This is a genomic window from Dichelobacter nodosus, from assembly GCF_001263335.1.
Classification (GTDB): domain Bacteria; phylum Pseudomonadota; class Gammaproteobacteria; order Cardiobacteriales; family Cardiobacteriaceae; genus Dichelobacter; species Dichelobacter nodosus.
On sequence record NZ_LGVW01000012.1, the window covers coordinates 122,721 to 133,749 of the forward strand.

Genomic DNA, 11,029 nt, shown 5'->3' on the forward strand with positions numbered 1-11,029 from the left:
GGTTTAACGATTGCGCGGCGATGATGCGTAAGCGCAGGGATAATCCGCTTTTAAACGCGCGGCTTTTTCTAAAACGTCTGCCGTCATTTGATTTTGATAAGCGATCATGGCAGCTAACAAATGTTCATCGTGTGCGGCTAACATTCTTGCCGCCAATAAACCTGCATTTTTTGCCGCATTTAACGCTACCGTTGCCACGGGCACGCCGTTAGGCATTTGTAGCGTTGATAAAATCGAATCCCAGCCGTCAATGGAATTGCGCGACAAAATCGGCACGCCGATAACGGGCAAAGGTGTGACCGCCGCTAACATACCCGCCAAATGCGCTGCGCCGCCGGCGCCGGCGATGATCACTTTTAAACCGCGTTCGGCAGCGGTTTTGCCGTAATCGAGTAAACGTTCGGGCGTGCGATGCGCGGAAACAATGGTTAATTCGTAATCAATATGGAATGTGGTGCAGATTTTTGCCGCATCAGCCATGATTTTTAAATCGCTGTCGCTGCCCATCACAATGCCAACTAATGCTTGAGTCATGATTTATTCCTTTTCTGCAATAACATCGACAAATTTTTTAACGGCGACCACTTTCTCATCAACGGCGGCGCTGTCTTTTGCCACGATGGTAACGTGTCCCATTTTGCGTCCGGCGCGCGTTTGCGTTTTGCCGTACCAATGCACAAAAACGTGTTCTAACGCTAAAAGTTCGTGCAAATGCGCCATTTTTGCGCGTCCACAATGATGTTCCGCGCCAACAATGTTAATCATCGCGGCGGGCGTATGTTGCGCAACCGATGCCAAAGGTTGTCCTGCCAGCAAACGCCATAATTGATCGAATTGTGAGTGATAACAGGCTTCAATAGTTAAATGACCGCTGTTGTGTACGCGGCAGGCGGTTTCGTTGAGCCACACGGCGCCGTGTTTGGTGACAAACATTTCCACTGCATAAATGCCGCTGTGCGCAAAAGCATCGGCGAGCGTTAACGCCAATCGTTCGGCTTCTTTTAATAAATGAGGCGCGATCATTGCTGGCATGCGTACTACGTCAACCAGATTTAATTGTGGATCAAAAACCATTTCTACTGCCGGATAAGCTTTTGTGCTGCCTTTTTCATCGCGCAACACGATCACCGCAATTTCCTGCGCAATAGGACATAAAGCTTCAATCACTGAGGGAACGTCCCACAATTGAGCTAAATCTTCCTGCCGGCATATGATTTGCACGCCTTTGCCGTCGTAACCGCCGGTACGCGTTTTTTGCACAAAAGGAAGCGGAATGCGGTTTAAATCGATGTCTGTTTTACGTTCAATTAAATAAAAAGGCGCGGTCGGTAAATGATGGCGTTCGTAAAATTGTTTTTGTACGCCTTTATCTTGAATGATGGCTAATATTTCCGGATCGGGCAGCACTTTTTTGCCCATCGCTTGCAAACGGCGTAAACCGGCGACGCTGACGTGTTCAATTTCAATGCCGATCACGTCGCAATCCGTACCAAAAGCGACCACCGTTTCTTCATCACGAAAATCACCTTGCACGAATTCATCGCATAAATGCGCACACGGCGCGTCCGCTTGGGGATCTAACACTTTAATTGTAAATGGATAATTTGCCGCTGCTTGTAAAAACATGCGTCCTAATTGTCCGCCGCCCAGTAATCCTATTTTCATGAGGAAAATCCTTAATAAATCGTATTCGGCGGCAATTTTATCAGACTGGAATCCAAAATCCGCACGCGGGCTTTTTTGAACGCTGAACGCGTCTATCGCTAAAATAACGGTTTTCTTAACCGGAGTAATCGATGAACCGCGCAGCACTTGCTGAAATGCGTTTGACTTTGCAGGAGTTAGAACAGGCTTTAAAAACGATCGATTGGTGGCAAGAAAATCCGCCGCCAAAAGCGGCATTAGCCAGCGTGCAGCCGTTTTGCGTTGATACGTTAACGTTTACCGAATGGTTGCAATGGGTTTATATTCCCAAAATGTTGCAATTTATGGAAGTTTATCAAGCGTTGCCGGCGGCGAGCGGTTTATTGCCGATTGCTGAAGAAGCGTGGAAAGGCTGCGCTGAATCTACCGATGATTTATATCGCATTGTGAAAAAACTTGATTTTTTGGTGCTTCATTTTCATCAAGTGCATTAACTTTTTCTGCCCGAATAAGCCGTTAAAATTCCTGCAAATACGATAATAATCATGCCGATGATTTTGGGCGCATTTAACGTTTCGCCGAAAAATTGCGCTGATAATAATGCCGAAAATGCCACCGTTAAATAAGACATGGCGGCAACGGTAAATTTAGGGCCGGCGGCGTAGGCACGCGTGAGCGCAAATTGTGCAATTAATGCCGAACCAGCAATGCCGGCAAGATAAGGCAAGGTAGATAAAGGCGGCAGATGCCAACCTTGTAGCGTGGCGCCGAGCGCGGCGCCAATCATGCTGACGAGAGAAAAATAAAACACGATCCGCCATGCCGGTTCATTAATTTCGGTCATTTGCCGCAATTGTAAATAAGCCCAACCTGCCAATAATGAACTGCCTAAAGCCGCGACAATCCCGATCGAGCTGCCATCAGCAAACGCCGGACGCAATAATACGGCAACGCCCGCGCAGCCCAGTAATAAGGCAAAAATCGTTAAACGCGCAATGTGTTCGCCTAAAAAAATAAAGGATAACAATGCTAAAGAAAGCGATGAGGTGTAACTCAAAGTGGTTGCTGTTGCGAGCGGTAATTGTGCCACCGCATAAAAAAAGAGCATCATCGAAATGGTGCCGGAAAGACTGCGGCTTAAATGTTTACTAAGATAACGTGTGCGCAAATTTTGCCGACGAATTACCGCGGTTACGCTTAAAAAAATAACCGCTGGCATCGTGCGCCAAAAAATCAGTTCATTGGAATGAAAGGAAAAATGTTGGTAACAGGCTTTGATTAAAACGCCCATCAGCGCAAAATTAAGCGTTGACAACAAAGACCACGCAATACCGCGCCAATTAAAAGATTTTGAAACTGTATCGTGCATGAAAAAGTAACAATTTTTAGGTTGAGACGCCGCAGCCAATCGCGGATAATGCCGCAATTATACGCTTTTCAAACCATAGGACGGCAAAAGCCCAGAAAACTCAATGGTAAAGCGTAGATTTTTATGCGACGCGTTGAATGCGCGCATGAATGAGGTAGACAAAAATTTTAAGGAAAATCAGATGAAAAAAATTGTTTTAACAGCAAGCATTGCAGCTTTCATGATTTCGGGTTGTGTTTCTAACGGTGGCGGTTTGAGCGCGAATCAATCTGCAGCGATTGGCACGGCAGTTGGCGCGTTAGCCGGCGGCGTTTTAGGACATCAACTCAATGATGACAATGGTCGTTATGTAGGCGCGGCGGCGGGCGCGCTGGCGGGTGCGGCAATCGGCAATTATATGGACAGACAACAGCAACAATTGCAGCAACAAGTTCAAGGAACGGGGATTAATGTACAACGAATTGATCAAGGCACTTTGCAACTGAATATTCCTGGAGACGTTTTGTTTGCTACTGATGAGTATCAAATTCGCCCGAATTTTTATCAAACCTTAAACAGCGTTGCGCAAACGATGAATCAATATCCGCAAACGATCGTCCACATTTATGGTCATACCGATAGCACCGGCAGAGCCGCTTATAATCAAGGATTATCAGAACGCCGCGCAAATTCTGCCGCGCAATATTTGATGCAACAAGGCGTTAATATGCAACGCATTTTAAGCAAAGGTTACGGACAAAATTATCCGCGCGCAAACAATGCAACGCCTGATGGACGCGCACAAAATCGCCGCGTTGAAGTCTACATTAAAGCCATCGATCAAAATAATCCGCAGGCGGCTTATCAATCTGTTTATTGATTTTTATCAAGCATATTTTTTGCTGCGCCCGACGTTCGTTGGGCGCGCTGTTTTTTGTTTTCCGGCAGATAAAAAGAGAGCTCATGCACTTTTTTAAACCAACACCGCGCGCAGCTTTGATATTCAATAAAAAAGGTTGCGTTTCATGAAGATTTACCGCTGCACTACGCGTTTTCATTTAACGGCACCGCGGGTGCTGATGATTGGCAATTTTGACGGCGTTCATCGCGGACATCAAAAAATGATCAGTTGTCTACAAGAAATGGCAGCGCCGCAAAAACTTGTTTTAACGGCGATGAGTTTTTATCCGCACCCACGACAATTAACGCGTCAACAAGCGCCGCAATTTTTATCTACCATTCACGATCGCGCGTATTTTTTAGAAAAATATGGCATTGAAGACTGGATTTTGGTGCCGTTTACGCCGTCTTTTATGCAATTAGCGGCGGAAGATTTTGTGCAAACTTATTTATTTAACCAATTAGATTTACGCGCGTTATTAGTAGGCGACGATTTTCGTTTTGGTTATCGCGGTGCAGGCAACGTTGATTTACTGCGCAAAATGTCTAAAAACGCGCTGAAAATTGCCGCGCTGGCAACGGTTGCCGATGAGCAGGCGCGCATTTCCAGCTCGCGGATTCGTCAAGCTTTGTTGCAACATCGGCTTGATGAAGCAACGCATTTGCTCGGACACGCGCTCACGTTTACGGGTTTGGTGCGCGCTGGCGCCGCGCGCGGCAGAAAAATAGGCGTGCCTACGGCAAATATTCACGTTTCCCCGTATTGGTGTTTACCAGATGGCGTCTATGTGGTAAAACTGCGCCGTTGTAAAGCGCCTCAACAGTGGCATTGGGCGGTTGCCAATCTCGGCACGGCGCCGACTTTTTCCGGTCAACAGCGTAAATGGGAAGTTCATCTTCTCCCTGATTCTCACGGCGTATCTCAAGCGTTTCATTTATACGGTTGCCGCGTACAAATTGCTGTGATGCAGTTTTTGCGGACGGAAAAGAAATTTGAAAATATGCAGGCGCTTAGTGATCAAATTCATCAAGATATTGCGGCAGCACAAAGCGTTATCGCCGCACAAACTCCTTAAAGGCAAAAAAATGGCAGATTACAAACACACCCTCAATCTTCCTCAAACTGATTTCCCGATGCGCGGCAATCTTGCCCAGCGCGAACCCGAACAATTGCGCTGGTGGCAGGAACACGAAATTTATCGTAAACAACGCGAAGCTTTTGCCGATTGTCCTACTTTTATGCTCCATGACGGCCCGCCTTATGCAAATGGACAAATTCACGTGGGGCACGCGCTCAATAAAATTTTAAAAGACATCATTATCAAATCGCGGCATTTGCTCGGTTATAACAGTCCTTACGTTCCCGGTTGGGATTGTCACGGGCTGCCGATTGAACAAAAAGTTGAACAAAAAATCGGTAAACCCAATCAAAAAGTTTCTGCTACGGAATTCCGCGCGGCATGTCGCCGTTATGCTGCTGAACAAGTTGCATTGCAAAAAGATGGTTTTATGCGCTTGGGCATTTTTGGTTTTTGGGATCAACCTTACTTAACCATGAATTTTGAAACCGAAGCGCAAATTGTGCGTGCGCTGCGCGATATTGTAGCTGCTGGACACGTTACCCAAGGTTTTAAACCGATTAATTGGTGTTTTGATTGCGCTTCTTCATTAGCGGAAGCGGAAGTGGAATATCAGGATAAAACGTCTTATTCCATTGATGTTGCTTTTGCCGTGAAAGACGTTGCCGCGCTGGCAAAAATAATGCACGCTGACGTTGTGCCTGCTGCTGTTGACGTTGTTATTTGGACGACGACGCCGTGGACATTGCCTGCCAACGTTGCCGTCAGTATTCACCCTGAATTTTATTATGTTTTGGTTGAGATTGAAGGCTGGTATTGCGTTGTTGCTGAAGAACTGATTCCGGCGCTGAAAAGTCGTTGGAAAAAATCTGCCGATTGGCGCATTTGCGGACGCGCGCTCGGTAAAGATTTAGATCGTTTAATGTTGCGCCACCCGTTTATCGATCGCGATGTTTTACTCATCAACGGCACGCACGTTACTTTAGATGCCGGAACGGGCTGCGTTCATACCGCACCGGCGCACGGTGTTGAAGACTATGACGTTTGTCAACAATATGGCATTGATCTGATTCATTGCGTTTTGGGTAACGGTCTTTATAACGACGATACGCCGCATTTTGCCGGTCAACATATTTTTGCCGCCGAACCGCAGATTATCGAATTATTGCAAACGCAAAACCGTTTGATTGCCGTGGAAAAAATCACACATAGTTATCCGCATTGTTGGCGCCATAAAACGCCGACGATTTACCGCGCGACCACGCAATGGTTTATCAGTATGGATAAAGCGGGATTACGGCAAAAAGCGTTGGACGGACTAAATGAAGTTGCGTTTACGCCGGATTGGGGCAAACCGCGCCTGCTTAATATGATTGCTCATCGTCCGGATTGGTGCATTTCGCGTCAACGTTATTGGGGCGTGCCGTTGTGTTTTGTGGTGGATAAACAAACCGGACAATTGCACCCCGATATTGTGAATATTATGGATAAAGCGGCATCAGCTATTGAGCAAAAAGGCGTGGAAGCGTGGTATGAATTATCGCTTGATACTTTGCTTTCCGGAAAAGAAGTTGATCGTTACGAAAAACTCAATGATGTTTTAGATGTTTGGTTTGATTCCGGCACCACGCATTATTCCGTCTTAAAAAAACGCGCGGAATTATCGTATCCCGCGGATTTATATTTAGAAGGTTCTGACCAACACCGCGGTTGGTTCCATTCTTCCTTATTAACCGCCAGCGCTATTACCGGTAAACCGCCTTATAAAGCTTTGTTAACACACGGTTTTACCGTTGATGAAGACGGGCGCAAAATGAGCAAATCATTAGGTAACGTTGTTGATCCCAATCAAGTGATTAAAACGTTAGGCGCGGATATTTTGCGGTTATGGGTTGCCTCTGCGGATTACACGGCGGAAGTGAGTTTATCGCCCAATATTTTGAATCAACGCGCTGATGCTTATCGTCGCATGCGTAATACTTGCCGCTTTTTATTGGCGAATTTGCACGATTTTGATCCGGAAAAAAATAGCGTTGCTTATGAAAAACTGCTGCCGTTGGATCGTTACGTGATTGCGGTGGCGCACGATTTGCAAGAAAAAATCAAAAAATTGTATGTTTCTTACGATTTTCATTTGATTTATCAAGAAATTTTTAATTTTTGTTCCGTGATGTTGGGCGGATTTTATCTGGACGTGATTAAAGACCGACAATATACCGTGGCGCAAAATGCGTTAGCGCGGCGCTCGGCGCAAACCGCGATTTTTCATATTATTGAAGCAATGGTGCGTTGGCTGGCGCCGATTTTATCGTTTACCGCGGAAGAAATTTGGCGGTATTTACCAGGGAAACGCGAAGAATCAGTGTTTTTAACAAAATTTTATGAAGGATTGCAACCGCTTAACGATGATTTTTTATCGATGCACGATTGGGAATTGCTGTTGCAATTGCGGGAAAAAGTCAACGCCGCATTAGAAAAAGCGCGTAATCAAGGCATTATCGGCGGTTCGTTAGAAGCGATGGTGGTATTACATTTGCCGCCGCAAGAATATGAAATTGCGGCGCGATTCGAACAAGAATTGCGCTTTATTTTGATTGTTTCGGCGGTTAACGTACAACCAAGCGCGGCATTGTCCATTGAAGTGCAGCACGCGATCGGCGAAAAATGCGAACGTTGTTGGCATTATTTGCCCGATGTTGGCACCGATCACCAGCACCCAACTTTATGCAAACGCTGCATTGAAAACGTTGACGGCGGTGGCGAATTGAGGAGATTTGCGTGATGAATTGGGCAAAACGTTCGGCGTTTTTTCTCATCAGCGTTGCGTGTTTTCTCGCTGATTATTACAGCAAATATTGGGCGCTGACCGAATTGGGAGCACGGAAAATTGTTGTCAACACCTATATGAATTTTATTTTAGCGTTTAATCACGGCGCGGCTTTTAGCTTTTTAGCGCGCGCCGGCGGTTGGCAGCGTTGGTTATTTGCGGGATTCGCCGGCATTGTGGCGCTGTGGTTGATTATGACATTGCTCACAAAAAGCCATCATTGGTTGATGAGCGTGAGTTATGCCTGCATTTTGGGCGGCGCCGTGGGTAATTTATACGATCGCGTGGTTTATGGTTATGTCATTGATTTTATTCAATGGCATTACCGTACTTTTTATTGGCCGGTCTTTAATCTTGCTGATGTTGCCATTACTTTGGGCGTTATATTGATGCTGATTGCCGAATTACACCGACGATAGTTGTAAAGCGCTTTTTTATTTTCAAGTCGACTGCGGTCGACTTTTTTTTGCGCAAAAAAAAAGCCGGTTTTTTTAAACCGGCCAACAACCACCAAAGGAGGATATAGAGGAGATAACATCGATGATGTCGGGGTGCATTATAGGGTTGTTGCTGCAACGCGTCAATCAGAATAATGATTTTTTACATTAAACTTTATCCATATTATTTATTGTTTTAATTCAATAGATTACGAAAAAATATTGAATTTTATAATCCAAAATCATAATTGCTGCATAGCAGCATAAAATCATAAAATAAAATTAAGGTAAAATAAAAATATAACTCATTGAAACTAATAAATAATCTAATAATTGCCGTTTTCGGTCAAGAAAAAAAGAAATAAGGAAAAATAAATAACAAAATTGACAAATAAAAAATGAGCAAATTTCCGTTGCACTAAGTAAAAATAAGCTTTTTTCTAAAAAACCATTAAAAACAGCGCAAAACACAATAAAAAAACCGCCCGCAGGCGGTTTTGTGCGCAAAAAAGTTTATAAACCTTCTTGCCGTAAAACATTTTTCACACCGGCATCGTCTTCCACGCGTTGATAAAAATCAGCGAGCGCCGAAAAAGCCGCGGTATCCAATTTTAATGCCCGTGCCCAACGCAAAATAACGTAAAAATACACATCAGCAATCGTCAATTCTCCCGTTAAATAAGGTTGTTCACTCAATACACGGTTAACGGGCTCCAAAAGTGATAATGCTTTTTCCGTTGCCCGCGCGCGCACTTCCGTTTGCGCATCGTGTTCGGCGGCAATTGCCGCGGGGTGAAATAACATGCTAAAAACTTTATGAACATCAGTATTGGCAAACGCCAGCCATTGCCGCGCTTTCGCCTGACTTTTAATATCGCCGCTGCCAAATAAATGCGCCTGCGGATAAAGTGCATCTAAATAATGCAAAATCGCGCTATTTTGCGCCAAAACCCAATCGCCATCTTGCAATAACGGTACGGCACCTTGTGGATTTAATGCCAAATATGCTGGCGATTTTAATTTTGCGTGCGTCATCACCTCTGCTTCATAAGGCGCTTTAGTCCACTCCAAAGCCACGTGCGGCACCAATGAGCACGCGCCCGCTAAATAATATAATTTCAACATCAATAACTCCTGATTATGGAAAATCTGCGCCGATGAATTTCGCGCAAAATCATCACGTTTTGTGATTCATTTCATACGACAAAATACGCGTTCTTTTATTTTTTGTCAGCAATTCGTTTGATTTATGAAAAAAATAAAATATCAATGCTGCTATTTTTTGCGTTTGGCGCTTTGTGGTTACCGCATAAAACCGTAAACCGTGAAAAAATCGTGCATTACTTGTGTTTTATGATAATTTGCACGCCTTTATATTTTTAATGCAGCGCCAAAAAGGAGAATTATGACTCATTATTTTGATGCGGCTTTGATTGAAAAATACCGCATGACGGGTCCGCGTTACACTTCATATCCCACCGCCGTGCAATTTCATGAACATTTTGGTGAACAAGATTATCTTGCGCAGCTGCAAGAAAGTAATCAGCATAAAAAAGATTTATCGCTTTATATTCATATCCCTTTTTGCACACACGTTTGCTACTACTGCGCCTGCAATAAAATCATTACACAAAAACGCGAACACGCCGCCGCATATTTGGATTATTTGCGCCGCGATATCGAACGGCAAAGCGCGCACATTGATGCTTCACGAAAAGTTGTGCAACTGCATTTAGGCGGCGGCACGCCCACATTTCTCACGCCCGAACAACAATCTGATTTAATGGCATTTTTATACGATCATTTTACTTTTGCTTCCGCGGAAGAAAGCGAATTATCCATTGAAATTGATCCGCGCACGGTTGATAAAGCCTATTTAGCGCATTTGCGGCAATTGGGTTTTAATCGCTTGAGTTTTGGTATTCAAGATACGCAGGAAGCCGTGCAAAAAGTGGTGAACCGTGTGCAGCCGCTCGAAGAAATTGCGCAATTGATGAATGAAGCGCGCGCTTTGGCTTATCAATCGCTTTCCGTTGATTTAATTTATGGATTACCGCTGCAAACGCCGGCGCGTTTTGCAAAAACGCTTGAAGATGTTGTGCGTTTAAATCCGGATCGTTTAGCCGTTTATAACTATGCGCATATGCCAACTTTATTCGGCGCGCAAAAACAAATTAATGCCGACGATTTGCCCGACAGTCACAGCAAACTAGCCATTTTAGAAACCACGATTAATCAATTAACCGGCGCGGGTTATGAATTTATCGGCTTGGATCATTTTGCCAAACCCGAAGATACGCTCGTTACGCATCAAAAAAACGGCACTTTGTATCGCAACTTTCAAGGTTATTCCACTTTTTCCCAATGCGATTTACTCGGTTTTGGCATCAGCGCCATTTCGCAAGTGCATCATTGCTACAGTCAGCATGAAAAATCCCGTCAAAACTATTACCAAGCGCTTGATGAGCAACGTTTGCCCGTCATGCGCGGGATTATGCTCACGCTTGACGATCGCATGCGCCGCGATGCCATTATGCAAATTATGTGCAATTTGCGGCTGGATTTAGCACAATTAAGTATCCATTATCAGCGAGATGCGCAAAAATATTTCGCGCCCGAATGGCAACAGTTAACGACATTTGCGGACGACGCATTAATTGAACTGACGACAGAAACTTTAATCGTTTTGCCGGTCGGTCGTTTGTTTATTCGTAATATTGCTATGGTTTTTGACCGCTATTTATCGCCGCAAAATCCGCATCGTTTTTCGCAAGTGATTTAAACGCGCATTTAG

10 protein-coding genes are annotated in these 11,029 nt (G+C 44.7%); 6 read left to right on the forward strand and 4 right to left on the reverse strand.

Going from position 1 to position 11,029, the window contains the following annotated elements; genetic code table 11:
* Positions 1 to 3: 3 nt before the first annotated feature.
* The gene (gene purE / locus AKG33_RS02475; protein WP_011927829.1) at positions 4 to 534 is read right to left on the reverse strand and encodes a 5-(carboxyamino)imidazole ribonucleotide mutase; all 531 of its coding nucleotides are present in this window, start codon (positions 532 to 534) and stop codon (positions 4 to 6) included.
* Positions 535 to 537: 3 nt separating this feature from the next.
* On the reverse strand, positions 538 to 1,665 hold the full coding sequence (locus AKG33_RS02480) for a 5-(carboxyamino)imidazole ribonucleotide synthase (protein WP_011927830.1): 1,128 nt from the start codon (positions 1,663 to 1,665) through the stop codon (positions 538 to 540).
* Positions 1,666 to 1,796: 131 nt separating this feature from the next.
* On the opposite strand from AKG33_RS02480, the gene AKG33_RS02485 reads away from it, so the two are divergent.
* Complete coding sequence (locus tag AKG33_RS02485; RefSeq protein ID WP_011927831.1) at positions 1,797 to 2,138, forward strand: YqcC family protein; 342 nt, start codon at positions 1,797 to 1,799, stop codon at positions 2,136 to 2,138.
* Here AKG33_RS02485 and AKG33_RS02490 read toward each other — a convergent pair.
* On the reverse strand, positions 2,135 to 3,013 hold the full coding sequence (locus AKG33_RS02490) for a DMT family transporter (RefSeq protein WP_011927832.1): 879 nt from the start codon (positions 3,011 to 3,013) through the stop codon (positions 2,135 to 2,137). The genes AKG33_RS02485 and AKG33_RS02490 overlap by 4 nt on opposite strands.
* A gap of 181 nt (positions 3,014 to 3,194) precedes the next feature.
* Between AKG33_RS02490 and AKG33_RS02495 the strand changes: the two genes are divergently transcribed.
* The 4 genes from AKG33_RS02495 (at position 3,195) to lspA (ending at position 8,217) form a co-directional block, all read left to right on the forward strand.
* Positions 3,195 to 3,872, forward strand: coding sequence for an OmpA family protein (locus AKG33_RS02495; protein WP_011927833.1), 678 nt, complete (start codon positions 3,195 to 3,197; stop codon positions 3,870 to 3,872).
* A 145-nt stretch (positions 3,873 to 4,017) separates the two neighbouring features.
* Positions 4,018 to 4,968, forward strand: a complete 951-nt coding sequence (gene ribF, locus AKG33_RS02500; protein WP_041729353.1) for a riboflavin biosynthesis protein RibF — start codon at positions 4,018 to 4,020, stop codon at positions 4,966 to 4,968.
* Positions 4,969 to 4,978: 10 nt separating this feature from the next.
* Positions 4,979 to 7,753 carry an isoleucine--tRNA ligase gene (gene ileS / locus AKG33_RS02505; protein WP_050707885.1) on the forward strand — a complete coding sequence of 925 codons (2,775 nt, stop codon included), beginning with the start codon at positions 4,979 to 4,981 and terminating at the stop codon, positions 7,751 to 7,753.
* Positions 7,753 to 8,217 (forward strand): signal peptidase II, encoded by a 465-nt coding sequence (lspA, locus tag AKG33_RS02510; protein WP_011927836.1) that lies wholly within the window; start codon positions 7,753 to 7,755, stop codon positions 8,215 to 8,217. The genes ileS and lspA overlap by 1 nt, the downstream gene beginning before the upstream one ends.
* Before the next feature lie 531 nt (positions 8,218 to 8,748).
* Here the strand turns inward: lspA and AKG33_RS02520 are convergent.
* Positions 8,749 to 9,360 (reverse strand): glutathione S-transferase family protein, encoded by a 612-nt coding sequence (locus tag AKG33_RS02520; protein ID WP_011927838.1) that lies wholly within the window; start codon positions 9,358 to 9,360, stop codon positions 8,749 to 8,751.
* A gap of 280 nt (positions 9,361 to 9,640) precedes the next feature.
* Between AKG33_RS02520 and hemN the strand changes: the two genes are divergently transcribed.
* Entirely contained in the window at positions 9,641 to 11,017 is a 1,377-nt protein-coding gene (hemN, locus tag AKG33_RS02525; RefSeq protein WP_050707886.1) for an oxygen-independent coproporphyrinogen III oxidase, read from the forward strand.
* The last annotated feature ends 12 nt before the right edge of the window (positions 11,018 to 11,029 follow it).

Coding starts and splice junctions, on each gene's coding strand:
- purE (WP_011927829.1), bottom strand. CDS start 534: ATGACTCAAGCATTAGTTGGCATTGTGATGGGCAGCGACAGCGATTTA.
- AKG33_RS02480 (WP_011927830.1), bottom strand. CDS start 1,665: ATGAAAATAGGATTACTGGGCGGCGGACAATTAGGACGCATGTTTTTA.
- AKG33_RS02485 (WP_011927831.1), top strand. CDS start 1,797: ATGAACCGCGCAGCACTTGCTGAAATGCGTTTGACTTTGCAGGAGTTA.
- AKG33_RS02490 (WP_011927832.1), bottom strand. CDS start 3,013: ATGCACGATACAGTTTCAAAATCTTTTAATTGGCGCGGTATTGCGTGG.
- AKG33_RS02495 (WP_011927833.1), top strand. CDS start 3,195: ATGAAAAAAATTGTTTTAACAGCAAGCATTGCAGCTTTCATGATTTCG.
- ribF (WP_041729353.1), top strand. CDS start 4,018: ATGAAGATTTACCGCTGCACTACGCGTTTTCATTTAACGGCACCGCGG.
- ileS (WP_050707885.1), top strand. CDS start 4,979: ATGGCAGATTACAAACACACCCTCAATCTTCCTCAAACTGATTTCCCG.
- lspA (WP_011927836.1), top strand. CDS start 7,753: ATGAATTGGGCAAAACGTTCGGCGTTTTTTCTCATCAGCGTTGCGTGT.
- AKG33_RS02520 (WP_011927838.1), bottom strand. CDS start 9,360: ATGTTGAAATTATATTATTTAGCGGGCGCGTGCTCATTGGTGCCGCAC.
- hemN (WP_050707886.1), top strand. CDS start 9,641: ATGACTCATTATTTTGATGCGGCTTTGATTGAAAAATACCGCATGACG.